The organism is Streptomyces sp. NPDC031670 (genome assembly GCF_055580545.1).
The window spans coordinates 383,557-409,310 of the sequence record NZ_JBVILC010000006.1 but is presented as its reverse complement, the minus strand read 5'-3'; the positions used below and the strand labels follow the sequence as shown (position 1 = coordinate 409,310).

At 71.0% G+C, this 25,754-nt stretch carries 24 protein-coding genes; 14 read left to right on the top strand and 10 right to left on the bottom strand.

Annotated elements, in window-relative coordinates:
- Positions 1 to 291: 291 nt before the first annotated feature.
- The 4 genes from ACZ5ID_RS15165 to ACZ5ID_RS15150 all read right to left on the bottom strand — a co-directional run bounded on the left by ACZ5ID_RS15165 (position 292) and on the right by ACZ5ID_RS15150 (position 4,755).
- Positions 292 to 1,395, bottom strand: a complete 1,104-nt coding sequence (locus ACZ5ID_RS15165; protein WP_468897483.1) for a S1C family serine protease — start codon at positions 1,393 to 1,395, stop codon at positions 292 to 294.
- A 137-nt stretch (positions 1,396 to 1,532) separates the two neighbouring features.
- Entirely contained in the window at positions 1,533 to 3,290 is a 1,758-nt protein-coding gene (locus ACZ5ID_RS15160; RefSeq protein ID WP_468897481.1) for an ABC transporter ATP-binding protein, read from the bottom strand.
- A 74-nt stretch (positions 3,291 to 3,364) separates the two neighbouring features.
- Positions 3,365 to 4,087: a class I SAM-dependent methyltransferase gene (locus tag ACZ5ID_RS15155; protein ID WP_468897479.1), complete on the bottom strand. Its 723-nt coding sequence runs from the start codon at positions 4,085 to 4,087 to the stop codon at positions 3,365 to 3,367.
- Positions 4,088 to 4,158: 71 nt separating this feature from the next.
- Positions 4,159 to 4,755, bottom strand: coding sequence for a DUF3043 domain-containing protein (locus ACZ5ID_RS15150; RefSeq protein ID WP_406553588.1), 597 nt, complete (start codon positions 4,753 to 4,755; stop codon positions 4,159 to 4,161).
- 282 nt (positions 4,756 to 5,037) lie between these two features.
- On the opposite strand from ACZ5ID_RS15150, the gene ACZ5ID_RS15145 reads away from it, so the two are divergent.
- Positions 5,038 to 5,829 carry a PspA/IM30 family protein gene (locus ACZ5ID_RS15145; RefSeq protein WP_468897477.1) on the top strand — a complete coding sequence of 264 codons (792 nt, stop codon included), beginning with the start codon at positions 5,038 to 5,040 and terminating at the stop codon, positions 5,827 to 5,829.
- 25 nt (positions 5,830 to 5,854) lie between these two features.
- Complete coding sequence (gene pspAA, locus ACZ5ID_RS15140) at positions 5,855 to 6,133, top strand: PspA-associated protein PspAA (RefSeq protein ID WP_468897475.1); 279 nt, start codon at positions 5,855 to 5,857, stop codon at positions 6,131 to 6,133.
- 65 nt (positions 6,134 to 6,198) lie between these two features.
- Here the strand turns inward: pspAA and ACZ5ID_RS15135 are convergent, their stop codons facing one another.
- The gene (locus ACZ5ID_RS15135) at positions 6,199 to 7,164 is read right to left on the bottom strand and encodes an SMP-30/gluconolactonase/LRE family protein (protein ID WP_468897473.1); all 966 of its coding nucleotides are present in this window, start codon (positions 7,162 to 7,164) and stop codon (positions 6,199 to 6,201) included.
- Positions 7,165 to 7,427: 263 nt separating this feature from the next.
- Between ACZ5ID_RS15135 and ACZ5ID_RS15130 the strand changes: the two genes are divergently transcribed.
- Entirely contained in the window at positions 7,428 to 8,711 is a 1,284-nt protein-coding gene (locus tag ACZ5ID_RS15130; RefSeq protein WP_468897472.1) for a sensor histidine kinase, read from the top strand.
- The gene (locus ACZ5ID_RS15125; RefSeq protein WP_406553583.1) at positions 8,708 to 9,397 is read left to right on the top strand and encodes a response regulator; all 690 of its coding nucleotides are present in this window, start codon (positions 8,708 to 8,710) and stop codon (positions 9,395 to 9,397) included. Before ACZ5ID_RS15130 ends, ACZ5ID_RS15125 begins: the two co-directional genes overlap by 4 nt.
- Before the next feature lie 114 nt (positions 9,398 to 9,511).
- On the opposite strand, the gene nadA is transcribed toward ACZ5ID_RS15125, so the two are convergent.
- A complete protein-coding gene (nadA, locus tag ACZ5ID_RS15120; protein ID WP_358833657.1) occupies positions 9,512 to 10,708 on the bottom strand; it encodes a quinolinate synthase NadA in 1,197 nt (398 codons plus the stop codon).
- Positions 10,709 to 11,048: 340 nt separating this feature from the next.
- Between nadA and ACZ5ID_RS15115 the strand changes: the two genes are divergently transcribed.
- Complete coding sequence (locus tag ACZ5ID_RS15115; protein WP_159692765.1) at positions 11,049 to 11,405, top strand: HesB/IscA family protein; 357 nt, start codon at positions 11,049 to 11,051, stop codon at positions 11,403 to 11,405.
- Positions 11,406 to 11,491: 86 nt separating this feature from the next.
- Here the strand turns inward: ACZ5ID_RS15115 and ACZ5ID_RS15110 are convergent, their stop codons facing one another.
- A complete protein-coding gene (locus ACZ5ID_RS15110; protein ID WP_468897470.1) occupies positions 11,492 to 13,027 on the bottom strand; it encodes a hypothetical protein in 1,536 nt (511 codons plus the stop codon).
- Positions 13,028 to 13,174: 147 nt separating this feature from the next.
- On the bottom strand, positions 13,175 to 13,390 hold the full coding sequence (locus ACZ5ID_RS15105) for a hypothetical protein (RefSeq protein WP_468897468.1): 216 nt from the start codon (positions 13,388 to 13,390) through the stop codon (positions 13,175 to 13,177).
- Between the two features lie 131 nt (positions 13,391 to 13,521).
- Here ACZ5ID_RS15105 and ACZ5ID_RS15100 point away from each other — a divergent pair, with 131 nt between their 5' ends.
- Positions 13,522 to 14,496 carry a carbohydrate kinase family protein gene (locus ACZ5ID_RS15100; RefSeq protein ID WP_468897466.1) on the top strand — a complete coding sequence of 325 codons (975 nt, stop codon included), beginning with the start codon at positions 13,522 to 13,524 and terminating at the stop codon, positions 14,494 to 14,496.
- 116 nt (positions 14,497 to 14,612) lie between these two features.
- Here the strand turns inward: ACZ5ID_RS15100 and ACZ5ID_RS15095 are convergent, their stop codons facing one another.
- Positions 14,613 to 15,995, bottom strand: coding sequence for an aminotransferase class V-fold PLP-dependent enzyme (locus tag ACZ5ID_RS15095; protein ID WP_468897464.1), 1,383 nt, complete (start codon positions 15,993 to 15,995; stop codon positions 14,613 to 14,615).
- 375 nt (positions 15,996 to 16,370) lie between these two features.
- On the opposite strand from ACZ5ID_RS15095, the gene ctaC reads away from it, so the two are divergent.
- From ctaC to ACZ5ID_RS15075, 4 genes are all read left to right on the top strand, one after another.
- Positions 16,371 to 17,342 (top strand): aa3-type cytochrome oxidase subunit II, encoded by a 972-nt coding sequence (ctaC, locus tag ACZ5ID_RS15090; protein ID WP_406553733.1) that lies wholly within the window; start codon positions 16,371 to 16,373, stop codon positions 17,340 to 17,342.
- Positions 17,339 to 19,078 carry an aa3-type cytochrome oxidase subunit I gene (gene ctaD, locus ACZ5ID_RS15085; RefSeq protein ID WP_406553732.1) on the top strand — a complete coding sequence of 580 codons (1,740 nt, stop codon included), beginning with the start codon at positions 17,339 to 17,341 and terminating at the stop codon, positions 19,076 to 19,078. The genes ctaC and ctaD overlap by 4 nt, the downstream gene beginning before the upstream one ends.
- On the top strand, positions 19,075 to 19,473 hold the full coding sequence (locus tag ACZ5ID_RS15080; protein ID WP_358833664.1) for a cytochrome c oxidase subunit 4: 399 nt from the start codon (positions 19,075 to 19,077) through the stop codon (positions 19,471 to 19,473). The genes ctaD and ACZ5ID_RS15080 overlap by 4 nt, the downstream gene beginning before the upstream one ends.
- Before the next feature lie 163 nt (positions 19,474 to 19,636).
- Entirely contained in the window at positions 19,637 to 20,890 is a 1,254-nt protein-coding gene (locus tag ACZ5ID_RS15075) for a L,D-transpeptidase (protein ID WP_468897462.1), read from the top strand.
- Positions 20,891 to 20,921: 31 nt separating this feature from the next.
- Here ACZ5ID_RS15075 and ACZ5ID_RS15070 read toward each other — a convergent pair whose 3' ends face one another.
- Positions 20,922 to 21,338, bottom strand: coding sequence for a hypothetical protein (locus ACZ5ID_RS15070; protein WP_468897460.1), 417 nt, complete (start codon positions 21,336 to 21,338; stop codon positions 20,922 to 20,924).
- A gap of 178 nt (positions 21,339 to 21,516) precedes the next feature.
- Between ACZ5ID_RS15070 and ctaE the strand changes: the two genes are divergently transcribed.
- The 4 genes from ctaE to qcrB all read left to right on the top strand — a co-directional run bounded on the left by ctaE (position 21,517) and on the right by qcrB (position 25,681).
- The gene (gene ctaE, locus ACZ5ID_RS15065; RefSeq protein WP_358833667.1) at positions 21,517 to 22,137 is read left to right on the top strand and encodes an aa3-type cytochrome oxidase subunit III; all 621 of its coding nucleotides are present in this window, start codon (positions 21,517 to 21,519) and stop codon (positions 22,135 to 22,137) included.
- Between the two features lie 63 nt (positions 22,138 to 22,200).
- Positions 22,201 to 23,010 (top strand): cytochrome bc1 complex diheme cytochrome c subunit, encoded by an 810-nt coding sequence (gene qcrC, locus ACZ5ID_RS15060; RefSeq protein ID WP_358833668.1) that lies wholly within the window; start codon positions 22,201 to 22,203, stop codon positions 23,008 to 23,010.
- Positions 23,007 to 24,056, top strand: coding sequence for a cytochrome bc1 complex Rieske iron-sulfur subunit (gene qcrA / locus ACZ5ID_RS15055; RefSeq protein WP_358833669.1), 1,050 nt, complete (start codon positions 23,007 to 23,009; stop codon positions 24,054 to 24,056). Before qcrC ends, qcrA begins: the two co-directional genes overlap by 4 nt.
- Positions 24,053 to 25,681 carry a cytochrome bc1 complex cytochrome b subunit gene (qcrB, locus tag ACZ5ID_RS15050; RefSeq protein ID WP_406553729.1) on the top strand — a complete coding sequence of 543 codons (1,629 nt, stop codon included), beginning with the start codon at positions 24,053 to 24,055 and terminating at the stop codon, positions 25,679 to 25,681. The genes qcrA and qcrB overlap by 4 nt, the downstream gene beginning before the upstream one ends.
- Positions 25,682 to 25,754 lie beyond the last annotated feature (73 nt).

Genomic DNA, 25,754 nt, shown 5'->3' with positions numbered 1-25,754 from the left:
CCCCCCCCCCCCCCCCCCCCCCCCCCCCCCCCCCCCCCCCCCCCCCCTCCCCCCCCCCCCCCCCCCCCCCCCCCCCCCCCCCCCCCCCCCCCGCCGCGCGCGGGGCGTGTGTACGGGGCCTGCCGGCGAGCCTGGTACCGGACGGCGACCCGGATCCGCCCGGCCCGGATCCGCCCGTACCGGCTCCCGGCCGGTGCCGTCTCAACTCCTGCCGTCTCGGCTCCTGCCGCCCCGGCCGCCGCCGTCCCGGATCCTGCCTGTCGCGGCTCCGGCCGCCCCGCCCCCGCCGTCTCAGATCTCGCCGAGGGTGACCGTCGCGGTCTTCACCGATCCGCCGCGGCTGTAGGTCACCTGGACGGTCTGGCCGGGCTTGGCCGCGGCCAGCGCCTCCGACAGGGAGGTGATCGTGCCGATGTCGGTCTCCCCGAGCCGGGTGATGATGTCCCCGGCCCGCAGCCCCGCCCTGTCGGCCGCCCCGCCCCGCTTCACCTCGACGATGGCGACGCCCGCGGGCCGGTAGCCGGAGTCGACGACCGTACGCCCGGTCACGCCCAGCGCCGCCCGCCCGGAGTCGGTCACCTTGCCGCTCTTGATGATCTGGTCCGCGACGGTCCGCACCATCGAGACCGGGATGGCGAAACCGATGCCGGGGGCCGCGCTGCCGCCCATGTCCGGGTCGGTCGCCGCCAGCGTCGGGATGCCGATGACCTCGCTGTCCAGGTTGACCAGCGCGCCGCCGCTGTTACCGGGGTTGATCGCCGCCGACGTCTGCACCATGTTGCCGATGGTGGCGCCGGTCCCGCCGCCCGCCCGGCTCTCGGTGACCGTGCGGCCGGTCGCCGAGACGATGCCCTGGGTGACGCTGCTGGACAGCCCCAGCGGTGAGCCCATGGCCAGCACGATCTGGCCCATCTCCACCTTCGCGGAGTCGCCGAACCTGGCCGGCCTGAGCCCCTTCGGCACCGAGTCCAGCTTGATCACGGCGAGGTCCTGCTCGGGATAGGCCGCCACCAGCCTGGCCCCGATCGCGCCGCCGCCGGTGGCGGTGGAGACCTTGAAGGTGTTCTCGCCGCCCACCACATGGGCGTTGGTGACGATGTGCCCCTGGGTGTCGTAGACGACGCCGGAGCCCAGGCTGTTGGCCGCGTCGATCTGGACGACCGACGACAGTACGTCCTTGATCACCCTCTCGTAGTCGGCCTGGAGGCCGCCGCCGTCCGCCCTGCGCGGCGCCTCGGCCTTCCTCGGTGCGGCCACATCGGCCCGCGCCGGGGAGGAGTGCGCACCACCGGAGCCGGCGCCGGAGCAGCCGGCCAGCAGGGCGGCCGTGGCGAAGGCCGCCGTCACGGGGAGCAGCAGCCGGCGAACCCGGCCGCGGGTCACGGATGCATCCATGTTCCGCAGTATCGCCGCGGCCCCGGACGGAGGCCCCCCGCGACGGTCCGAACAGGTCGGGACGGCCCGATCGGCGCACTGGCCGCCGCCGGGAACACGGATCAGGCCGGGGACACGGATCAGGCCGGGAACGCGGATCAGGCCGTCGCCAGGAACTGGGTCGCCGCCAGCTCCCCGTAGAGCGGGTCCCCGGCCACCAGCTCCGCGTGGGTGCCCACCGCCCGTACCTTCCCCGCCTCCATGACCACGATCCGGTCCGCCAGCGTCACGGTGGACAGCCGGTGCGCCACCACCAGGACCGTGGTCTGCCGCGCGGCCTCGGCCACCACGTCCCGCAGCGCCAGCTCGTTGACCGCGTCCAGCTGCGAGGTCGCCTCGTCCAGGAGCAGCAGCCTCGGCCGCCGCAGCAGCGCCCGCGCGATCGCCACCCGCTGCCGCTCGCCGCCCGACAGCTTGGAGCCCCGGTGTCCGACCACGGTGTCCAGACCGTCCGGGAGCCGCTCTACCAGCGTGTCCAGCTTCGCCCGTACGAGGACGTCGGCGATGTCCTCGTCCGTGGCGTCCGGGGCGCCGAAGACGAGGTTCTCGCGGACGGTCCCGGCCAGCACGGGGGAGTCCTGCTCGACGTAGCCGATGGCGGCGCGCAGTTCGGCCAGCGGCCAGTCGCGCACGTCCCGGCCGTCGATCAGGACCCGGCCGCCGGTCGCCTCGTAGAACCGCTCGATCAGCGCGAAGACGGTCGTCTTGCCCGCGCCCGAGGGCCCCACGAAGGCGGTCATCCCGGCGCCGGGCACCTCGAAGGAGACACCGTGGTGGACGTACGGGAGGTCGTCGCGGTAGCGGAAGGTCACCTCGTCGAAGACCACCGGGGCGGGCCCGGTGGCGGCGGGCGCGGCGGACGGCGCCGCGGACACCTCGGTCTCCAGGCGCTCGGCCTCCTCGATCCGGGCGATCGCGGCCGAGCCCACCTGGTACTGCGTGGCGGCCTGCACCAGCCGGGAGACGGGATCGATCAGATAGAACAGGAACAGCAGGAACGCCACCAGCGTCGATACCGAGATCGCCCCCGAGGCGACCCGGGCGCCGCCGATGCCGAGCACCGACAGGAACGACACCTGCACCGCGAGGCCGACCGAAGTCCCGGCCACCGACTGCCACTTGGCCGAGCGCACCCCGTGCCGCCAGGCCTCCTCGGCGGCGGCGTCCACCACCGCCGTCTCGCGCTCCTCGGCGCCGGAGGCCTTGACCGTGCGGAACGCGCCGAACGCCCGCTCCAGGACGGTGGATATCTCGGCCACCGACTCCTGGGCCCGCGCGGTGGACCGGGCGATCTGCGGCATCACCAGGGCCACCGCCGAGCCGATCAGGACGATCACGCCGAGCGTCACGCCGAGCAGTACGGCGTCCATGTACGCCATCATCGCGATCGTCGCGAGGAAGGTGAGGCCGCCGGTGGCCGCCGAGACCACGGACTGGGTGGTGACGGCCCGCAGCAGGGTGGTGTCGGAGGTCACCCGGGACATCAGGTCGCCCGGGGGCAGCCGCTCGACCTCGGGCAGCCTCAGCCGCAGCAGCCGGCCGATGAGGGAGCGCCGGGCGGCGAGGACGACGGACTCGGCGGTGCGCTCCAGGACGTACGCCCCGCACGACTCGACGACCGTGCCCAGCACCACGAGCGCGGTGAGCAGGACGAGCACGCCCGCGATCGGCTCGTCCCCGCCGAGCCGGTCCACCAGGGCCTTGGCGGCGAGCGGCTGGGCGAGCCCGGTGGCGGACCCGGCGAGGGTCAGCAGCGCGCCGAGGGCGACGGTGGCGCGGTGCGGCCGGAAGTGGCGGTAGAGGGCCCGCCAGGTGTCCCGGGCGGGCAGTTTGGAGCGGGAGTCGTCAGAGGTCACGTAAGGAGGACGTGAAAAGGGCCGGACTCACCTGACACCGGGGGCCGGCGATCCGGGCCCCCGCCGCTGCCCGACTACCCCCGCACCCCGCACAGATGGAGCAGCGCGGCGACCCGCCGGTAGGGGTCGGTACGCCCGGCCCGGTCCTCGGCGGCCAGCAGCCGGTCCAGCTCGTCGGCCGCGGGCAGCTGCACGTCGTTGGGCACGTTGTCGGTGAAGACCCGCACGCCGTACCAGGCGTGCAGCGGGGCGGCGATCCCGTCCAGCGTCCGCGTCAACGTGTCGAGCCGGTCGGCCCGGACGGACAGCCCGAGCCGGTTGGTGTACGCGTCGGTGTCGAAGGAGGCCAGCGCCCCCTCCCAGTCCCCGGCCAGCCCCGGCCGCATGGCCAGCGCGTCCGCGTTCCGTACGAGCAGCGACAGCAGCCCCCCGGGCGCGAGCATCCGGGCCAGCCCCGCGAGCATCGCGTCGGGCTCCCGGACGTACATCAGCACCCCGTGGCAGAGCACCACGTCGAAGGAGCCGGGCAGGAAGTGGACGCCGGTCTCGTTGCCGTCGCCCTCGACGAGGCGGACCCGCTCGCGGATGCCCTCCGGCTCCGTCAGCAGCGCCTCGCGCGCGACCCGGAGCATCTCCGGGTCGGACTCCAGGCCCGTCACGGTGTGCCCGGCCCGGGCCAGGCGCAGGGCCTGGGTGCCCTGGCCCGTACCCACGTCGAGGACGCGCAGCCGCTGGCCGACCGGGAACCGGCCGGCTATCTGCTCGTCGAGCTGACGGGCCACGAGCTCCTGGCGCACGGTGTTGCGCAGACCGCCCAGGCCCCGCAGCCAGTTGCCGGAGGCGCCGCTGAAGGCGGCGACGTCCGTGCTCAGGGCCGTTCCCCGCGCTTGACCTGCGGCTTCGGCAGTCGAAGCCGGCGCATCTGGAGCGTACGCATCAGGCCGTACGCCACCGCGCCCTTGGTCGGCTCGTCCTGGAAGCGCTCCTTGAGCTGCTTCTTCAGACGGAAGGCCAGACCGATGGAGTCGACGACGATCAGCACGATCACGGCGAGCCACAGCAGCAGCGCGATGTTCTGGAGGCTGCCGATCCGGACCATCGACAGGACCAGGATGATCACGGCGAGCGGCAGGAAGAACTCGGCGATGCAGAACCGCGAGTCGACGTAGTCGCGCACGAACTTGCGTACGGGACCCCGGTCGCGGGCCGGCAGATAGCGCTGGTCGCCGTTGGCGAGCGCCTCGCGCTGCTTGGCCAGCTCGATCCGGCGGACCTCGCGCTGGCGCTTGGCGGCCTCCTTGCGGTCGGTCGGCACGGTCGACGCCCGACGGCGCTGGGTCTGGGCCGCACTCCGCTTGGGCGTGGGCCGGCCCTTGGGGGCCTCGGGGTCGCGGGGCTGCTTGGAGAGGTCCGCCGTCACCTTGTCGGTGGGGGCCTTCGCTTCGTTGGAACGGCTACGGAACACAAAGACCAAGGGTACGGGGTCGCGGGCAGGGACCACAGGCCGGTGGGGAACGATCCGGCAACGCCTTGCGTCACCAGGGGTGTGGGCGGGCGCGGACGCGGGAAGTAAGTGCCCGGTCCCCGACCGTCACCTACTCCCTGCGCCGGAGCGCGCGGGGACGCAGTCGTCCTTGGGGATGACCGCATCCACGTCCGAACAGTGCGGTAATGGATGCAGGGCCCGTACTGTGGGTTCTGTCGCAAGCTGGAGCCGGAGTCCGTCAGAAGGGGGCGCGCGAAGCCCATGAGCGGTGTCATGAAGCGTATGGGGATGATCTTCCGCGCGAAGGCGAACAAGGCCCTTGACCGGGCCGAGGACCCGCGCGAGACCCTCGATTACTCGTACCAGAAGCAGCTGGAGCTGCTCCAGAAGGTGCGCCGCGGCGTGGCCGATGTGGCGACCTCCCGCAAGCGGCTCGAACTGCAGCTGAACCAGCTCCAGAGCCAGTCCAGCAAGCTGGAGGACCAGGGCCGCAAGGCGCTGGCGCTCGGCCGCGAGGACCTGGCGCGCGAGGCGCTGTCCCGCCGCGCCGCGCTCCAGCAGCAGGTCACCGACCTGGAGACGCAGCACCAGACCCTCCAGGGCGAGGAGGAGAAGCTCACCCTCGCGGCCCAACGGCTCCAGGCCAAGGTCGACGCCTTCCGTACGAAGAAGGAGACGATCAAGGCGACCTACACGGCGGCCCAGGCGCAGACCCGGATCGCCGAGTCCTTCTCGGGCATCTCCGAGGAGATGAGCGACGTCGGCATGGCCATCCAGCGGGCCGAGGACAAGACCGCTCAGCTCCAGGCGCGGGCGGGCGCGATCGACGAGCTGCTGGCCTCCGGGGCCCTCGACGACCAGTCCGGCCTCCAGAAGGACGATCTCCAGGCCGAGCTCGACCGCATCTCCGGTGGTACGGATGTAGAGCTGGAACTGCAGCGGATGAAGGCCGAGCTGACCGGTGGTACGTCGGGCCAGCAGGCCATCGAGGGCGGCACCGGTGCCCCGCAGGACCGTCCGCAGCAGCAGACCCCCCGCTTCGACAAGCAGTAGGGCCGAGGGCCAAGGAGGAGTCGCCATGATCGTACGGATCATGGGGGAGGGCCAGGTGAAGCTGGCCGACAGCCACCTCACCGAGCTCAACAAGCTGGACGACGAGCTGCTGGAGGAGATGGAAGCGGGTGACGAGGAGGGCTTCCGCCGCACCCTGACCGCCCTCCTCGACGCGGTCCGGCGACGGGGCGAGCCCCTCCCGGACGACGCCCTGGAGCCGTCGGAGCTCATCCTCCCGGCGGAGGACGCCACCCTGGACGAGGTCAGGGACATGCTCAGCGACGACGGTCTGATCCCGGGCTAGCCGGAGCGACGAAAAAGGGGCGGGCCCGCCGAGCGGGCCCGCCCCTTGTCCCGCCCGATCGGGCCTCAGCCGCGGTTAAGCCGGGCCAGGAGCAGGTTCGGGTCCGGCTCGGGGGCGAAATACGAGGCGCTGGGGACGTAGACCGTCCGGTCGCGTACGGCCACGGAGGTCGGGTTGGTCAGCCCGTCCTGCTGGGTGAGGACGATGGAGTGGGTGCCGTCGGGGCGCACCAGGGCCACCTCGCTGGTGCTGTCCACCGCGGCGAGGACGGTGTCCGCGTGGCGCGAGGTGAACGCGAAGTCGTCGATGCCGTCCAGGTCCGTCGCCCGGACCTGGATCCTGCCCGCGGAGCCGTGGCGGCGTACGGGGACGCGCAGCAGGGTCCCCCGGTCGGTGTTGGAGACCCAGACGGCGCCGTCGTGGACCTTGATGCCGTTGGCGCCGAAACCGGTGCCGGACGGGACCGGGTCGAGGGCCGTCCCGGTGGCCCACGCGGTGCGCCGGCCTCCTGCCACCGGTGCGCGCCAGACGACCCCCAGCACCGAGTCGGCCGCGTAGAGCACGCCCCGGTGTTCGTCGAGGGCGAGTCCGTTGGGCAGCCCGTTCGGCGGCAGCTTCACGATCTGCCGGGGCCTGCCGCCGGGCGCGATGCGCCAGATACCGGTCTTACTGGTGCCGGTGGCGTAGTTGACGTAGAGGGTGCCGTCATGGGCGCGGGCGATGCCGAGGACGACGGCGTTGTGGACGAGGGGGGTGTTCGGGTGGGCGACGGCGGGCAGGGTGACGCGTCTGCGGATGTCCCCGTGCCGGGTGACGTTGGCGACCTGACGGGCGAAGGCGAAGGTCAGATCGGCGGAGCCGTCGGGTTCCAGCGCGATGTTCTCGGGTGTCTCGCCGGCGGTGAAGTCGAAGTGGGCGACCACACGCGGATGCGACACGATCGGCTCGTCACCGGACGCGGGAGCCGACGCGAGTACGCCGAGGGCGACGGCGGTCACGGCGATTCCGGCCAGGTGCGGGAGTCGGGGCATGGACCTCTCCTTGGGCTGCGGCACGGGCCACCGGTGTGGCGCCAGAGGCAGACTGCGGTACACCGGCCGGTGAGCGCCGCAGTCGTGGCCGGGAGATCGCCCTCGTGGCCCAGCGATCGAGCGGGGAAGATCCCTCGGCCCGCACCGCGGCCGAGCGCGCGGACCGCCGCCCGCCGGCCCCCGGCGCGCCGGGCCGGTCCCCGGCCGGCCGGGCACGCGAGGGCGTCCCCGCGCGCCGGGCGCGCCCCGTACCGTAGGGAGGCGTGACGTTCGCCCGCATCCACGGATGGCTCCGCGCCCACCCCCTCGCCGGGGACGCCGCTCTCGCCGGGGTCGTCCTCGTCTGCATGGTCGTCGGTTCCTTCGCCGACCCCCACGGCTCCAACGGGCCCGTCTTCGGGACCCGGACCCCGAGCGTGACGGCCCTCGTCCTCGCGGCGCTCGGCGCCGTCTCGCTGGCGCTGCGCCGCCGCAACCCGCTCGCGGTCCTCGGGCTGACCGGCGGCGTCACCGTCGCCGACCTCCTCGCGGGCAACCCGCCCGCCCCCATCGCCATCGCCCCCGTCGTCGCGCTGTACACGGTCGCCGCGCACACCGACCGCGCCACCACCTACCGCGTCGGCATCACCACCATGGGCGTCCTCACGGCCACCGCGATGGTCTTCGGGGACGCGCCCTGGTACGCGCAGGAGAACGTCGCCGTGCTCGCCTGGACCGGGCTCGCCGCGACCGCGGGGGACGCCGTCCGCAGCCGCCGGGCCATCGTCGAGTCCATCCGCGAGCGCGCCGAGCGGGCCGAGCGCACCCGCGAGGAGGAGGCGCGGCGCCGGGTCGCGGAGGAGCGGCTGCGCATCGCCCGCGATCTGCACGACGTCGTGGCCCACCACATCGCGCTGGTCAACGTCCAGGCCGGGGTCGCGGCCCATGTCATGGACAAGCGCCCCGACCAGGCCAAGGAGGCCCTCGCGCACGTACGGGAGGCCAGCCGTTCGGCGCTGAACGAGCTGCGTGCCACCGTCGGCCTGCTGCGCCAGTCCGGCGACCCCGAGGCGCCCACCGAGCCGGCCCCGGGCCTCGCGCTCCTGGACGACCTGCTGGGCGGTTTCCGCCGGGCGGGGCTGCCGGTCGAGCTCGCCGCCCTCGATCCGGCCGTACGCGCGGGACTTCCGGCGGCCGTGGACCTCGCCGCGTACCGGGTGATCCAGGAAGCCCTGACCAACGTACGCAAACACGCGGGCCCCGACGCGCGGGCCGAGGTCAGCGTGGTGCGGGTGGGGCCGAACGCGGAGGTCACGGTCATCGACAACGGCACCGGTCCGGGCGACGGCGCCACCGGGGGCGACGGCGGCGGCCACGGCCTGCTCGGGATGCGCGAGCGCGTCAGCGCGCTGGGCGGCACCTGCACCGCCGGACCCCGCTACGGCGGCGGCTTCCGGGTGCAGGCGATACTTCCCGTCAAGGCGGCCGACACGGCCCGCACGGCGGAGGCCCGCAAGGCGGCCGAGGCCGTCCGGGCGGCCGAGGGACCGGGGGAAGGCTGCGCATGACGATCAGGGTGGTACTCGCGGACGACCAGGCGCTGCTGCGCTCCGCGTTCCGGGTGCTCGTCGACTCCGAGCCGGGGATGCTCGTGGTGGGCGAGGCGTCCGACGGGGCCGAGGCGGTGGCGGTGGCCCGGGCGACCCGGGCCGACGTGGTGCTGATGGACATCCGGATGCCCGGCACGGACGGGCTCGCCGCGACCCGCATGATCAGCCAGGACCCGGAGCTCGCCGATGTCCACGTCGTCATGCTCACGACCTTCGAGGTCGACGAGTACGTGGTGCAGTCCCTGCGGGCCGGCGCGTCGGGCTTCCTGGGCAAGGGCGCCGAGCCGGACGAACTCCTGAACGCCATCCGGATCGCGGCGGCGGGCGAGGCGCTGCTGTCGCCCGTGGCCACCAAGGGACTGATCGCCAGCTTCCTCGCCCAGGGCGGCAGCTGGGACGGCTCGGGCGAGCCGCCCGGCGCCCACGCGGAGCGCCTGGCGGCCCTCACCGGCCGTGAGCGCGAGGTCCTCGTCCAGGTGGCGGGGGGCCTGTCCAACGACGAGATCGCCGAACGCCTGGTGGTCAGCCCGCTCACGGTCAAGACCCACGTCAACCGGGCGATGGCGAAACTGGGGGCGCGCGATCGGGCCCAACTGGTGGTGATCGCGTACGAGTCGGGGCTCGTGCGGCCGAGGGTCGAATAACCGGGGCTCGTGCCCCCGCGCCCCCTGGGCGCCCCGCAGGGGCGTGTTCAGGGGCGCGGGGAACTGCGCGACCAGCCACCCGGCCGCGGACGAAGGCCGGGCCGGAACGGGGCGCTACGGCAGCGCCAGCATCCGCTCCAGCGCCAGCTTCGCGAAGCTCTCCGTCTCCGCGTCCACCTGGATCCGGTTGACGAGCTTGCCGTCCGCCAGCGACTCCAGGGTCCACACCAGGTGCGGCAGGTCGATCCGGTTCATCGTCGAGCAGAAGCAGACCGTCTTGTCGAGGAAGACGATCTCCTTGTCCTCCGCGGCGAATCGGTTCGCCAGACGGCGGACCAGGTTCAGCTCCGTGCCGATGGCCCACTTGGACCCGCGCGGCGCGGCCTCCAGGGCCTTGATGATGTACTCCGTCGAGCCCACGTAGTCCGCCGCGGCCACGACCTCGTGCCGGCACTCGGGGTGCACCAGCACGTTCACGCCCGGGATCCGCTCCCGTACGTCGTTGACCGAGTCCAGCGAGAACCGGCCGTGCACCGAGCAGTGGCCCCGCCACAGGATCATCTTGGCGTCCCGCAGCTGCTCGGCGGTGAGGCCGCCGTTCGGCTTGTGCGGGTTGTAGAGCACACAGTCCTCCAGCGACATGCCCATGTCGCGGACGGCGGTGTTGCGGCCCAGGTGCTGGTCCGGCAGGAAGAGCACCTTCTCGCCCTGCTCGAAGGCCCACTCCAGCGCCTTCTTGGCGTTGGAGGAGGTGCAGATGGTGCCGCCGTGCTTGCCGGTGAAGGCCTTGATGTCGGCGGAGGAGTTCATGTACGAGACGGGCACGACCTGCTCGGCGATCCCCGCCTCGGTCAGCACGTCCCAGCACTCCGCGACCTGCTCGGCCGTGGCCATGTCGGCCATCGAGCAGCCGGCGGCCAGGTCCGGCAGCACGACCTTCTGCTCGTCCGAGGTCAGGATGTCCGCGGACTCGGCCATGAAGTGCACACCGCAGAAGACGATGTACTCGGCCTCCGGCTTCGCGGCGGCGTCCCGGGCCAGCTTGAAGGAGTCACCGGTCACGTCGGCGAACTGGATGACCTCGTCGCGCTGGTAGTGGTGGCCGAGGACGAAGACCTTGTCCCCGAGCCTCTCCTTGGCCGCGCGGGCGCGTGCCACCAGGTCCGGGTCGGACGGGGACGGCAGGTCGCCGGGGCACTCCACACCGCGCTCGCTCTTCGGGTCGGCCTCACGGCCGAGCAGCAGCAGGGCGAGCGGCGACGGCTGGACAGCGAGATCCTGCCTGGGCTGGGCGGTGGTCACGTCACGCACCCTTTCTCTTTCGCAGACGAGTTTTCGTCTAAATGACGCTATCTATCATAACTGCTTCACGTCAGTTTGACGATGGCCATAGCGTCGATGTGACACACCCCCCTCCACCCGGGCTCCGCCCCAGCGGCGGCGGTTTTTCCCCGCAGTTCCCCAGGGGCCCCCAGGGGTCCCCCGGGTTCCCCCGGGTTTCCCCAGGCCTTTTCCGGCCCGCGCCGGGGTGTGCGAGCATGAAGGTGGACCCCGGCACGGCCGCGGCCCACGCACGGCCCGGAATGAATCCGGCGCCCCGCCGGTTGCAACCGTCGGCAAGCAGTCTCCGTACAACCCGGGAGAGAAGCAGATGTCCGTATCGGACGAGACCACCACTGTGAGCGACGGCATCCTCCTGTCCGACGCCGCCGCGGCCAAGGTCAAGGCCCTCCTTGACCAGGAAGGCCGGGAAGACCTCGCCCTGCGCGTCGCCGTCCAGCCCGGCGGCTGCTCCGGCCTGCGCTACCAGCTCTTCTTCGACGAGCGCTCGCTCGACGGCGACGTCGTCAAGGACTTCGACGGTGTGAAGGTCGTCACCGACCGTATGAGCGCCCCGTACCTGGGCGGCGCCTCGATCGACTTCGTAGACACCATCGAGAAGCAGGGCTTCACGATCGACAACCCGAACGCGACGGGCTCCTGCGCCTGCGGCGACTCCTTCAGCTAAAACGCACTGAAGCGCGCCTCAGCACGACGAAGAAGGCGGGCGCCCCCTCGGGGGTGCCCGCCTTCGTCATGTGCGGCGCCGCTCGCTCAGCCCTTCGGCAGCGGCTTGCCGGTGTTGGCGTCGACCACCTCACGCGCTCCCAGCGTCTGGTGCAGCGTCACCGTGACCGTCTCCTTCTTGGCCACCATGGCGCAGATCTTCTTGGGGTCGTGGTGCGCGACCCCCACCGTGACCCGGACCTGGTCGCCGCTCTCGTCCGCCGTCGCCGCATAGCTGTCGCAGATCCCGCCCCAGAAGGTGACGGTCAGGGTGCGGCCGTCCTGGTCCACCGCGTACGACACCAGCGCCTGGTGGCCGGCCGGGGACGACCCGGACGGCGCGGGCAGGGCGGTGCCGGGCCCGGCCGGCGGCGCGGGCGGCTTCGCCAGGTACTTCGGGGCCAGCGCCGGTGCGGTGACGGTGACCGGCCGCTCGGCGCCGGTCGGCTTCACCTGGAAGAGCCAGGACGGCACGAGGATCTGCTGCCCGTCCACGTACTGCGCGGAGAGCCCGAACACCGCCTTGTCTACGGTCACCGTCGAGGGCGTGCCCTGCTTGCAGGGCTGCCGGCCGGGGCCCTGGGGGTCGCTCGGCAGCTTGCGCTGCGGATCGCTCGGCAGCCGGCCCCGGGTGGGCTCGCCCTGCGGCTCCTCCAGCGGCACCGGGCCCGTGCAGTCCTTGCTCGTCGGGCGTCCGCCGCCCGACCCGTTGAGCTGCTTCAGGGTCTCCTCGGCGCTCAGCACCGGATAGGTGGCACCCTTCCGCGGCGCCTTCAGCAGGCCGCTGCCGCCGACCACCTGCCCGTCCGGGCCGACCTTGATGCCGGTCGTCCAGCCGAAGGTGGGCAGACCACCGATCACCGGGTCCGCGTTCACCACCCGGGCCGCGCCCATCAGCTGGGAGGCGTCGAGCTTGGCGTCGTCCTGGCCCAGGGCCTTCAGCACGGGCAGGGCCGCCGCTTCGGCGGCCTGCTCGCCGGGTGCGGAGCCATGGCTCGTCGGGTCGTGCTCGCCCGGGGCCACGCCCTCCCCGGTGGTGTGCATGGGGCACTTGCCGCCCTGGGGGCAGTTGTCCGTGCCGCCGGCGCCGTAGCGGGCGAACGTCCAGCTGCCCGGCGCCTTCTGATTGACCGTCAGTACCGGACCGCCGCCGTCCTTGGTGACCCCGGCCTTCCACACGTCGCCCTCCAGGCGCGGCGGCCCGTCGATCCCCAGGACCTTCGCCAGCTTCGCCACCTCGGCCTCGCCGACCGTACCGGCCGGGCGGTAGACCGCCGCGGTCGCCGGTCCGTCGGGCAGCTTCCCCTCGGCGCGGTAGACCACCCCGTTCGGGTCCGGTTCACCGGGGGCGATGCCCTCCCTGCCGCTGTCCAGGCCGATCGGCGGCGGACCGTCGTCCCTTCCCGCCCCGGCCTTCGCGTCCGCGGCGCCTCCCGCGGCGGGCGAGCCGCCCGAGGCGGTGGAGGCCCAGTAGGCCCCGCCGCCGCCCGCGACCAGCACCGCCGCCGCGACCGAGGCGAGGACGAACGGCGACCGTCGCGTCCGCCGCCGTGGCGACTCATCCTGCGTGTGCTCGCTGCTCACCGCATCGCTCCTGTCCAGTCGTATCCCGCATCCCCTTTACGGGGGACAGGCCTTGGACGGAGCGGGGGAGCGCGCGGTTCCCTCCGCGCGCCACCCGGTCACCCGGGTCCCGCCGGGGCCGCCCCCGCGAGTGGTCCGGGGCCGGGCTCAGTCGCCGTACTCGGACATGGTGGCGATGAGCTCCACCGAGGACGGCGGTACGGACACCCCGTGGATGTGCGAGGGCGGCACGGGCGCCGGCGCGGTGGCCGCCGGGACCACCCAGTGCGGGGCCATTCGGGCACAGGCGCCGCGCAGCTCGGCGAGGCTCGGTTCGGCCGTGACGGCCGGTGTGACGTTCCCGGTGCGCTTCATGGTTTCCATATTCCGCACCGTAGCCAGCGGGAACCATGCGGAAAAAGGCCTACTATCGGGTAGATTCAGCCCTTCGGCACAGCCGCGTCGACCCGGTAGCGTTAGTTGTCAACAGTCCTCCACGCAGGAGTGTCCTAGCCGTGCGTATCGCAGTCACCGGCTCCATCGCCACCGACCACCTCATGACCTTCCCCGGCCGATTCGCCGACCAACTGGTCGCCGATCAGCTGCACACGGTCTCCCTCTCCTTCCTCGTCGACAACCTCGACGTGCGCCGGGGCGGTGTGGGCGCGAACATCTGCTTCGGGATGGGCCAGCTCGGCACCGGGCCGATCCTCGTCGGCGCCGCCGGCTCCGACTTCGACGAGTACCGGGCCTGGCTGGACCGGCACGGGGTCGACACCAACTCGGTCCGTATCTCCGAGGTTCTGCACACCGCCCGCTTCGTGTGCACCACGGACGCCGACCACAACCAGATCGGCTCCTTCTACACGGGCGCGATGAGCGAGGCCCGCCAGATCGAGCTCCAGTCGGTGGCCGAGCGCGTGGGCGGCCTCGACCTGGTCCTGATCGGCGCCGACGACCCCGAGGCGATGCTGCGCCACACCGAGGAGTGCAAGACGCGGGGCATCCCCTTCGCGGCGGACTTCTCCCAGCAGATCGCCCGGATGTCCGGCGACGACATCCGTACGCTCCTCGAAGGCGCGAAGTACCTCTTCTCCAACGAGTACGAGAAGGGGCTCATCGAGTCCAAGACCGGCTGGAGCGACGAGGAGATCCTGAGGAAGGTCGACTACCGCGTCACCACCCTCGGCTCGCGCGGTGTGCGCATCGAGCGGACCGGCGAGGGCGCGATCGAGGTCGGCTGCCCGGAGGAGGACGCCAAGGTCGACCCGACCGGCGTCGGCGACGCGTTCCGCGCGGGCTTCCTGTCGGGCCTGTCCTGGGGGGTGGGCCACGAGCGGGCCGCGCAGGTGGGCTGCATGCTGGCCACGCTGGTGATCGAGACCCTCGGCACCCAGGAGTACCAGCTGCGGCGCGCGCACTTCATGGACCGCTTCACCAAGGCGTACGGGACCGACGCGGCGGACGAGGTACGGGCGCACCTCGGCTGAGAACCCGCTCGGCGGGACCGGGGCGGGCGACCACACGTCCGTCCCGGTCGCGCCGCCGCCGGACCGGGTGCGCCGGGGCCGCGCGCGGTTGCCCGCGCCCCCGGGCGCGCGGCGACCTACGCCACGCGCCGCACCACGTACGCCGAACCCCGCTCCCGCGCCTCCTCGCCCACGTACTCCTGCCCCCGCATCGCGCACCACGCGGGGATGTCCAGGCGGGCGGCCTCGTCGTCGGCGAGGACCGTGACCGTGCCGCCCACCGGGACGTCGGCGATCACCTTGGCGAGTTCGATCACCGGGATCGGGCAGCGCTTGCCCAGGGCGTCGAGGGTCAGATCGCCCGAGGGCGAGGCGGGTGCCGGGGACGGCGCCGGGGCGCCCAGCCGCGTGCGCACCGAGGCCACCACCCCGGGCAGCACCTCCAGGAACCGGTCCACGTCGGACGCCTCGGTGCCGAGCGGCAGCGAGACCCGGACGTTCCCCTCGCTCAGCACCCCCATCGCCCGCAGCACATGGCTCGGCGTCAGGGTGCTGCTCGTACAGGACGAACCGGACGAAACCGAGAAGCCCTCGCGGTCCAGCTCGTGCAGCAGGGTCTCCCCGTCGACATAGAGACAGGAGAAGGTGACCAGATGCGGCAGCCGCCGCACCGGGTCCCCGACCACCTCCACGTCCGGCACCAGCCGGGCCACCTCCGTGCGCACCCGGTCGACCAGCCCGCGCAGCCGCTCCGCCTCGGCCGCCGCCTCCGCCCGTACCGCCCGCAGCGACGCCGCCGCCGCCACGATCGCCGGGATGTTCTCGAAGCCGGCCGCCCGGCCCGACTCCCGCTCGTCGGCGGGGCCCTGCGGCGCGAACCGGACGCCCTTGCGGACCGCCAGCAGCCCCACCCCCGCGGGTCCGCCCCATTTGTGCGCGCTCGCGGCCAGCAGCGACCAGCCCTCCTCGACCGGGCCCCACGCCAGCGACTGGGCCGCGTCCACGAGCAGCGGCACCCCCGCCTCCCGGCACGCCGCGGCCACCTCGCCCACCGGCTGCGCGGTGCCCACCTCGTGGTTGGCGGACTGCAGGCAGGCGAGCGCGGTGTCGGGGCGCAGGGCGGCGGCGTACTCGGCGGGGGAGACGGCGCCGGTCCGGTCGACCGGCACCCGCGTCACCTCGCCGCCGTCCGCCTCCAGCGCCCCGCCCGCGTGCAGCACCGAGGAGTGCTCCACCGCCGAGACCACCAGATGGCGGCCGACGCGCCGGCGCCCGGCGAGCGAGCCGTAAATTCCGGAGTGCACCGCCCGGGTACCCGAAGAGGTGAACACGAGCTCGTCCGGGCGGCAGCCGACGGCCTCGGCCGCGGCCTCCCGGGCCGCGTCCAGCAGCAGCCGGGCCCGCCTGCCCTCGCGGTAGAGCCGGGCCGGATCGGCCCACCCCTCGTCGAGGGAGGCCACCAGGGCCTGGCGGGCGACGGGGTGCAGGGGGGCGGAGGAGGCGGCGTCGAAGTAGGGCACGCGATCACGCTAACGCTACGGGGGCCCGGCCGGCGGGGTGTGGTCCGGCGGCGGGGCGCCGGGGTCGCCCGCACCCGCTCGGCGGAGCCGCGGGCGGCACGGCCGCGCACCCCCTCAGGGCGTCCCCGTGCCCCGTCACTCCCCGTACACCCGTACGGAAAGAGCCGTCAGATGCCCCCCGGAGGCCCGGATTCCACCCCTTCGGGGGCCCCGGCGGCGCGTTGGGCACCCTCCCCGCGCGACCCCAAATAGCGTCCAGTAGGGTTTGGTCCGCATAAACATCCAAACCCCTGCCCGCGGCCAGGGCGGCGACCGACCAGCGAGACGGACGGCCGGAGCCGGCCGGCGCGGGCGAGACTCTCGGGAAGGCGCTACGTGAGTCCCAACGGCTCCGACCGCTCGTCGCGGCGCCCGATGCGGCGGAAGCTGCTGCAGGTGCTGACCGCGGGCCTGGTCCTGGCTACCGCCTCCGGTTGCTCGTACAACTGGAAAGACTTCCCTCGCCTCGGTATGCCCACCCCGGTGACGGAGGAGGCTCCCCGGATCCTCTCCCTCTGGCAGGGTTCGTGGGCGGCAGCGCTCGCCACGGGCGTGCTGGTCTGGGGCCTGATCCTGTGGAGCGTCATCTTCCACCGGCGCAGCCGCACCAAGGTCGAGGTACCTCCGCAGACCCGGTACAACATGCCCATCGAGGCGCTGTACACGGTCGTCCCGCTCATCATCGTCTCGGTGCTGTTCTACTTCACCGCGCGTGATGAGTCGAAGCTCCTCGAGCTCTCGCCGAAGCCGGCCCACACCGTCAACGTGGTCGGCTACCAGTGGAGCTGGGGCTTCAACTACGTCGAGAACGTGGACGGCAACCCGGCCACGGGCGACGCCGCGAAGTCCAAGGAGCTGTCCGCCATCCCGGACCGCTTCACCAAGGACTTCCCGGCCGGCGCCGACGGCGTGTACGACGTCGGCATCCCCGGCACGCGGAACCCGCAGACCGGAAACCCCGGGCCCACGCTGTGGCTGCCCAAGGGCGAGAAGGTCCGCTTCGTGCTGACGTCCCGTGACGTCATCCACTCCTTCTGGGTGGTCCCCTTCCTGATGAAGCAGGACGTCATCCCGGGGCACACCAACTCCTTCGAGGTGACCCCGACCCAGGAGGGCACCTTCCTCGGCAAGTGCGCCGAGCTGTGCGGTGTCGACCACTCCCGGATGCTCTTCAACGTGAAGGTCGTCTCCCCGGAGCGCTACCAGCAGCACCTCAAGGAGCTGGCGGCGAAGGGCCAGACCGGCTACGTGCCGGCGGGCATCGCTCAGACCGACCCCGCCAAGAACGCGGAGACGAACAAACTGTGAGCATCCTCAACGAATCTCAGGGTGCCGCGGCAGCAGACGACTCGTACGAGAACGAGCTGCCGGTCCGGCGCAAGCAGCCGGGGAACGTCGTCGTGAAGTGGCTGACCACCACTGACCACAAGACGATCGGCACGATGTATCTGGTCACGTCGTTCGCGTTCTTCTGCATCGGCGGGATCATGGCGCTCTTCATGCGCGCCGAACTCGCCCGCCCCGGCACGCAGATCATGTCGAACGAGCAGTTCAACCAGGCGTTCACGATGCACGGCACGATCATGCTGCTGATGTTCGCGACGCCGCTGTTCGCCGGATTCGCGAACTGGATCATGCCGCTGCAGATCGGCGCGCCCGATGTGGCGTTCCCGCGGCTGAACATGTTCGCCTACTGGCTCTACCTGTTCGGCTCGACCATCGCGGTCGGTGGCTTCCTCACCCCGCAGGGCGCGGCCGACTTCGGCTGGTTCGCCTACTCCCCGCTGTCGGACGCGGTCCGCTCGCCGGGCGTCGGCGCCGACATGTGGATCATGGGTCTGGCCTTCTCCGGCTTCGGCACGATCCTCGGCTCGGTCAACTTCATCACCACGATCATCTGCATGCGCGCACCCGGCATGACGATGTTCCGGATGCCGATCTTCGTGTGGAACGTCCTGCTGACCGGTGTGCTGGTCCTGCTCGCGTTCCCGGTCCTGGCCGCCGCGCTGTTCGCCCTGGAGGCGGACCGCAAGTTCGGTGCCCATGTCTTCGACGCGTCCAACGGCGGCGCGCTGCTGTGGCAACACCTCTTCTGGTTCTTCGGCCATCCAGAGGTGTACATCATCGCCTTGCCCTTCTTCGGCATCATCTCCGAAGTCATCCCGGTGTTCTCCAGGAAGCCGATGTTCGGCTACATGGGCCTGGTGGGCGCGACGATCGCCATCGCCGGTCTGTCCGTGACCGTGTGGGCGCACCACATGTACGTCACCGGCGGCGTGCTCCTGCCGTTCTTCTCGTTCATGACGTTCCTCATCGCGGTACCGACCGGTGTGAAGTTCTTCAACTGGATCGGCACGATGTGGAAGGGCTCGCTGTCCTTCGAGACACCGATGCTCTGGGCCGTCGGCTTCCTGATCACCTTCACCTTCGGTGGTCTGACCGGCGTCATCCTGGCCTCGCCGCCGATGGACTTCCACGTCTCCGACTCGTACTTCGTGGTCGCGCACTTCCACTACGTCATCTTCGGCACCGTGGTCTTCGCGATGTTCTCCGGATTCCACTTCTGGTGGCCGAAGTTCACGGGCAAGATGCTGGACGAGCGCCTGGGCAAGATCACCTTCTGGACGCTGTTCGTGGGCTTCCACGGCACGTTCCTGGTGCAGCACTGGCTCGGTGCCGAGGGCATGCCGCGTCGTTACGCGGACTACCTCGCCGCCGACGGGTTCACCGCGCTGAACACGATCTCGACCATCAGCTCCTTCCTGCTGGGCCTGTCGATCCTGCCGTTCCTGTACAACGTCTGGAAGACCGCCAAGTACGGCAAGAAGATCGAGGTCGACGACCCGTGGGGCTACGGGCGTTCGCTCGAATGGGCGACGTCGTGCCCGCCGCCGCGGCACAACTTCCTCACCCTGCCGCGTATTCGCTCCGAATCCCCGGCGTTCGACCTGCACCACCCGGAGATCGCGGCGCTCGACCAGCTCGAGAACCACGGCGCCGGTGACAACGCGGCGCTCGCCGGCGGCAAGGAGGCGGGCAAGTGAAGATCCAGGGCAAGATGTTCCTCTGGCTCTCCGTCTTCATCCTGATCATGGCCGTCGTGTACGGCGTGTGGTCGAAGGAGCCGGCCGGTGCCACCGCTCTCGTGATGGCCTTCGGCCTGAGCGTGATGATCGGCTTCTACCTGGCCTTCACGGCCCGGCGGGTCGACGCGGGCGCGCAGGACGACAAGGAGGCCGATGTCGCGGACGACGCCGGTGAGCTGGGATTCTTCTCCCCGCACAGCTGGCAGCCGCTCTCGCTGGCCATCGGTGGCGCGCTCGCGTTCCTGGCCATCGCGATGGGCTGGTGGCTGCTGTACTTCTCGGCGCCGCTGATCCTCATCGGCATCTACGGCTGGGTGTTCGAGTACTACCGCGGCGAGAACCAGAACCAGTAGGTCCTCGTACGCACCCGTGAAGGGCCCCGCGGCTCGTTGTGAGCCCGCGGGGCCCTTCCGCGTACCCGGAGGCTCCGGGGGCCCCGGAGCCTCCGGGGGGCGCCGCCGCCCGTTTGCAGTCCTCCGGCGCGCCGAACGCGCCCGCCCTTCATAACGTGAGGGCATGAGTCAGGCACCGCGTATCCGTACCGTCCTCGGCTGCACCCTGCTGGTCACCGCCCTCGGGGCGGGCGCGGCCGGGTGCGGCCACTCCGAGAGCAACCCGCTCTCGGCCAAGCCGTACGACGCGGCGGGCCAGATCGCGTACAACGGTCCGTCGGGCAGCGCGAAGGCGGACCCGGACAAGCCCCTGGAGATCACCGCCAGGGGTGGCCGCGGGCGCATCACGGACGTGACGGCCGCGGACGCGGCGGGCCGGTACCTCGCGGGCGAGCTCGACGGCGACGGCAACCGCTGGCACTCCACCTCCCCGCTGGTCGCCGGGACCCGCTACACGGTGGTGGTCTCCACGGAGGACTCGGACGGCGCTCCGGGCCGCCGTACGCTGACGTTCGACACCTCCGCGCCCAAAGACACCGTGAACGTCGAATTCGGCCCGGACGCGGGCAAGTACGGCGTCGGGCAGCCCATCACGGCGGAGCTCAGCAAGCCCGTCAAGGACAAGGCGGCCCGCTCGGTCGTCGAGCGTGCCCTCAAGGTCGAGTCCACGCCTTCGGTGGAGGGCGCCTGGTACTGGGTGGACGACAAGAAGCTCCACTACCGGCCCAAGGAGTACTGGCCCGCGCACGCGACCGTCAGGGCCACCTCGCGCCTGGAGGGCGTGCGGATCGCGGACAAGCTGTACGGCGGCCCCGCCAAGCCCCTGAAGATCACCACGGGCGACCGCATCGAGGCCATCACGGACGCGTCCTCGCACTACATGACGGTCAAACGCAATGGAGAAGTGATCAATACCATTCCGGTGACCACCGGAAAGCCGGGCTTTTCCACCCGTAACGGCGTCAAGGTGGTGCTGGGCAAGCAGTACTACGTACGTATGCGCGGGGAGACCGTCGGCATCTCGGCCGGCAGCGCCGACGCGTACGACCTGCCGGTCTACTACGCGACCCGGGTCACCTGGAGCGGCGAGTACGTGCACGCGGCCCCCTGGTCGGTGGGCTCGCAGGGCGCCGAGAACGTCAGCCACGGCTGTACGGGCATGTCCACCGGGAACGCGGCCTGGTTCTACGAGACGGTGAACGAGGGCGACATCGTCAAGGTCGTCAACAGCATCGGCGAGGACATGACGCCCTTCGACAACGGCTTCGGCGACTGGAACGTCGACTGGGACAAGTGGCGCAAGGGCAGCGTGCTCCAGGCCGACGCGAAGGCCGGGCAGAGCAAGCTGAACTCCGCCCGGCTGCGACCGCAGGTCTAGGGCCTGCCCGGTGGGGGTTGGGGCGGGGGGATCAGCCCTTGGTGGCCAGGGCGCCGTCCGGACGGCGCTGGCGCAGCAGGGCGGCCAGTGCGGCGGCGAACTCGACCGGCTCGACCGGGAGGGTCACCGCGGCGTCCGCACGGCTCCAGGTGGCCAGCCAGGCGTCCTGGGGGCGCCCGATGAGCAGCAGCACCGGCGGGCACTGGAAGATCTCGTCCTTGATCTGCCGGCAGATGCCCATGCCCCCGGCCGGGACGGCCTCCCCGTCCAGCACGCACACGTCGATGCCGCCGCGGTCCAGCTCCTTGAGGACGGCGTGCGGGGTCGCGCACTCCAGGAAGGTGACCGGGGGAACGTCGGAGGCGGGCCTGCGTCCGGCGGCGAGCCGCACCTGCTCACGGGTGTTCGCGTCGTCGCTGTAGACAAGTACGGTGGCGCTCGACTGCATTGTTCCTCCGATTCGACGGCGGTACGGGCTCGGGAGCCGATGCGCGGATGCTACTCCGTCCGACACCGTGTCAACACCGGTTCGGCGAGCGCCCGGATGGGCCGTTCGGGCAGGACACGGGGTGCGGACACACCGAACGGCACCCCCCGGAGTGAGCGCGAGATAAGCGACCGACATAATGTCGGTCGTGGCGACAGCAACGACAGTAGAAACCGGGCACGCGCACCCGTCGGTCAATCGGCCGAACCTCACCAGCGTCGGAACCATCATCTGGCTGAGTTCCGAGCTGATGTTCTTCGCGGCCCTCTTCGCGATGTACTTCACCCTGCGATCGGTGACGGGTGCCGAGCACTGGAAGGAAATGGCGTCCTCGCTGAACCTTCCGTTCTCGGCGACGAACACCACGATCCTGGTGCTCTCCTCCCTCACGTGCCAGCTCGGCGTCTTCGCCGCCGAGCGGGGCGATGTGAAGAAGCTGCGCACCTGGTTCATGATCACTTTCGTGATGGGTGCGATCTTCATCGGAGGCCAGGTCTTCGAGTACACCGAGCTGGTGAAGAAGGACGGCCTCTCGCTGTCCTCCGACCCGTACGGCTCGGTGTTCTACCTGACCACCGGCTTCCACGGCATGCATGTGACGGGCGGTCTCATCGCCTTCCTGCTGGTTCTCGGCAGGACCTACGCGGCCAGAAGGTTCACCCACGAACAGGCGACCGCCGCCATCGTCGTGTCCTACTACTGGCACTTCGTCGATGTCGTCTGGATCGGCCTCTTCGCCACGATCTACCTGATCAAGTAATCGGGCACGCAGACCCGACACCATCCCGCACTGACGCAGAAGATCCTGACACCGGGGTAATCCGTGAAAAAGCTCTCCGCACGACGACGCCATCCGCTGGCGGCGCTCGTCGTCCTACTCCTCGCGCTGGCGGCCACCGGGGGGCTGTACGCCGCGTTCGCGCCCGCGGACAAGGCGAAGGCCGACGAAACCGCCCAGTCCCTCGCTATCGACGAGGGCAAGAAGCTCTACTCCGTCGGCTGCGCCAGCTGCCACGGAACCGGCGGTCAGGGCACCTCTGACGGCCCGTCCCTGGTCGGCGTCGGCTCCGCCGCCGTGGACTTCCAGGTCGGCACCGGCCGGATGCCGGCGCAGCAGCCCGGCGCCCAGGTGCCGAAGAAGAAGGTCATCTACTCGCAGGCCGAGATCGACCAGCTCGCCGCGTACGTCGCTTCCCTCGGAGCCGGCCCCATCAAGCCGACCGAGAAGCAGTACAGCCCGGAAGGCGCGGACATCGCCAAGGGTGGCGAACTGTTCCGCACCAACTGCGCCCAGTGCCACAACTTCTCCGGCAAGGGCGGTGCGCTCACGCACGGCAAGTACGCCCCCAGCCTTGAGGGCGTGGACCCGAAGCACATCTACGAGGCCATGCAGACCGGCCCGCAGAACATGCCGTCCTTCCCCGACACGACGATGCCGCAGAAGCAGAAGCAGGACATCATCGCGTACCTGGACGCCGTGAACAGTGAGAAGACGGCGAGCCCCGGTGGCCTGTCGCTGGGGGGCCTCGGTCCCGTCAGTGAGGGTCTGTTCGCGTGGATCTTCGGCCTCGGTGCCCTCATCGCAGTCGCCATCTGGATCGCGGCCCACTCCGCTAAGGCCAAGAAGTCATGAGTAGCCAAGACAATTCCGAGAACCTGCCCAGCGAGCAGGACCCCGAGCACGGCTCGGTCGAGCGCGCCCGCGACCCGTTCGCGGACCCGGGGCTGCCGCCCCACCGTCCGCGCGTCCAGGACATCGACGAGGCGGCTGCCAGGCGCTCCGAGCGCGTGGTCGCCGGTCTCTTCATGCTCTCGATGGTCGCCACGGTCGCCTTCATCGCGTCCTTCGTGATCTTCCCGATCGACAAGATCGTCTACATCTTCCCGTTCGGGCACGTCAGCGCGCTGAACTTCTCCCTGGGTCTGACCCTGGGTGTCGCGCTGTTCTGCATCGGCGCCGGCGCGGTCCACTGGGCCCGCACGCTGATGGCCGACGAGGAGATGTCGGACGACCGTCACGAGATCGCCGCTCCGCCGGAGGTCCGCGAGAAGGTCATGCAGGACTGGGCGGACGGCGTCCGCGAGTCCGGCTTCGGCCGCCGCAAGCTGATCCGCAACACCATGTACGGCGCGCTGGCCATGGTGCCGCTCGCCGGTGTGGTGCTCCTGCGCGACCTGGGCACGCTGCCCGAGGACAAGCTGCGCAAGACGATGTGGGCCAAGGGCAAGGCCCTCATCAACATGAACACCAACGAGCCGCTGCGTCCCGAGGACGTGGCCGTCGGTTCGCTCACCTTCGCCAAGCCCGAGGGCCTGGAGGAGGACCAGCACGACTTCCAGACCCAGATCGCCAAGGCCGCCCTGATGATCGTCCGGCTCCAGCCGGAGAACATCAAGGACAAGCGCGAGCTGGAGTGGTCGCACCAGGGCATCGTGGCGTTCTCGAAGATCTGCACCCACGTCGGTTGCCCGATCAGCCTGTACGAGCAGCAGACCCACCACGTGCTCTGCCCGTGCCACCAGTCCACCTTCGACCTCTCCGACGGGGCCCGCGTCATCTTCGGCCCGGCCGGTCACGCTCTGCCGCAGCTGCGCATCGGCGTGAACAGCGAGGGCTACCTCGAAGCGCTCGGCGACTTCGAAGAGCCCGTCGGTCCTGCCTTCTGGGAGCGCGGATGAGCACCACCACGACTGACGAACGCCGCGAGCCCGGCAACGGCGAGAAGTTCGCCGACTGGGCCGACGGCCGGCTGGGGATCTACACCCTCGCCAAGACCAACATGCGCAAGATCTTTCCGGACCACTGGTCCTTCATGCTCGGCGAGATCTGCATGTACACGTTCATCATCATCATCCTCACGGGTGTGTACCTGACACTGTTCTTCCACCCGAGCATGAACGAGGTCGTCTACGACGGCTCCTACGTTCCGCTCCAGGGCGTACAGATGTCCGAGGCGTTCAACTCGACCATGCACATCAGCTTCGATGTGCGCGGTGGTCTGCTGATCCGGCAGATCCACCACTGGGCCGCGCTGATCTTCCTCGCGGGCATGTTCGTGCACATGATGCGCGTGTTCTTCACGGGCGCGTTCCGCAAGCCGCGCGAGGTCAACTGGCTCTTCGGCTTCCTGCTGTTCTTCTGCGGCATGTTCACCGGCTTCACCGGCTACTCGCTCCCGGACGACCTGCTCTCGGGCACCGGCGTCCGCTTCATGGAGGGCGCCATCCTGGGCGTGCCGGTCGTCGGCACGTACCTGTCGTTCTTCATCTACGGTGGCGAGTTCCCCGGCGGCGACTTCGTGGCCCGGTTCTACTCGGTCCACATCCTGCTGCTGCCCGGCATCATGCTCGGCCTGATGATCACTCACCTGATCCTGGTCTTCTACCACAAGCACACCCAGTTCGCGGGCCCCGGCCGCACCAACAAGAACGTCGTGGGCGCGCCGCTGCTGCCCGTCTACACGGCCAAGGCCGGCGGCTTCTTCTTCCTGGTGTTCGGTGTCATCGCGGTCATCGCGGCGATCGCCTCGATCAACCCGATCTGGGAGATCGGCCCGTACCGCCCGGACCAGGTGTCGACCGGCGCCCAGCCCGACTGGTACATGGGCTTCGCCGAAGGCCTCATCCGTGTGATGCCGGGCTGGGAGATCAACCTGTGGGGCCACACGCTGGTCCTGGGTGTGTTCATCCCGCTGGTGATCTTCCCGCTGGTGCTCTTCGCGATCGCGGCCTACCCGTTCATTGAGGCCTGGATCACCAAGGACACCCGCGAGCACCACATCGCCGACCGTCCGCGCAACGCTCCCGTCCGCACCGGTATCGGTGTGGCGTGGGTGACCGCGTACATGGTGATGCTGGTCGGTGGTGGCAACGACCTGTGGGCGACCAACTTCAACCTGTCGCTCAACGCCATCACCTGGTTCGTCCGGATCGCGTTCTTCGTCGGCCCGGTCGTCGCGTTCATCGTCACCAAGCGGATCTGCCTGGGCCTCCAGCGCCGGGACGCCGAGAAGGTGCTGCACGGTCGCGAGACCGGCATCATCAAGCGGCTGCCGCACGGTGAGTTCGTCGAGGTCCACGAGCCGCTCGACGCGGGCCAGCTGTACAAGCTCACCGCGCACGAGCAGACCCGCCCGGCCGAGCTGCCGGCGGCCGTCGACGAGAACGGTGTCAAGCGCAAGGTCTCCCGCATGGAGAAGCTGCGCGTGAAGCTCCACAAGGGCTACTTCGGCGAGCAGAGCCAGATCGCCAAGCCCACCGCCGAGGAGTACGAGGAGATCACCAGCGGCCACGGCCACCACTGATCCCCTCCCAGCGCACGCTGTACGCCACACAGCACGGGGCCCCGTCCACGCGATGGACGGGGCCCTCCGCCGT

Excerpts from the sequence above, each read along its gene's own strand:
- pspAA (WP_468897475.1), top strand. The coding sequence starts at position 5,855 with ATGATCGTACGGATCATGGGGGAGGGCCAGGTGAAGCTGGCCGACAGC.
- ACZ5ID_RS15075 (WP_468897462.1), top strand. The coding sequence starts at position 19,637 with ATGAGTCAGGCACCGCGTATCCGTACCGTCCTCGGCTGCACCCTGCTG.
- ACZ5ID_RS15135 (WP_468897473.1), bottom strand. The coding sequence starts at position 7,164 with ATGCCCCGACTCCCGCACCTGGCCGGAATCGCCGTGACCGCCGTCGCC.
- ACZ5ID_RS15125 (WP_406553583.1), top strand. The coding sequence starts at position 8,708 with ATGACGATCAGGGTGGTACTCGCGGACGACCAGGCGCTGCTGCGCTCC.
- ACZ5ID_RS15145 (WP_468897477.1), top strand. The coding sequence starts at position 5,038 with ATGAGCGGTGTCATGAAGCGTATGGGGATGATCTTCCGCGCGAAGGCG.
- ACZ5ID_RS15165 (WP_468897483.1), bottom strand. The coding sequence starts at position 1,395 with ATGGATGCATCCGTGACCCGCGGCCGGGTTCGCCGGCTGCTGCTCCCC.
- ACZ5ID_RS15105 (WP_468897468.1), bottom strand. The coding sequence starts at position 13,390 with ATGGAAACCATGAAGCGCACCGGGAACGTCACACCGGCCGTCACGGCC.
- qcrA (WP_358833669.1), top strand. The coding sequence starts at position 23,007 with ATGAGTAGCCAAGACAATTCCGAGAACCTGCCCAGCGAGCAGGACCCC.
- ctaE (WP_358833667.1), top strand. The coding sequence starts at position 21,517 with ATGTCGGTCGTGGCGACAGCAACGACAGTAGAAACCGGGCACGCGCAC.
- qcrB (WP_406553729.1), top strand. The coding sequence starts at position 24,053 with ATGAGCACCACCACGACTGACGAACGCCGCGAGCCCGGCAACGGCGAG.
- ACZ5ID_RS15070 (WP_468897460.1), bottom strand. The coding sequence starts at position 21,338 with ATGCAGTCGAGCGCCACCGTACTTGTCTACAGCGACGACGCGAACACC.
- ACZ5ID_RS15115 (WP_159692765.1), top strand. The coding sequence starts at position 11,049 with ATGTCCGTATCGGACGAGACCACCACTGTGAGCGACGGCATCCTCCTG.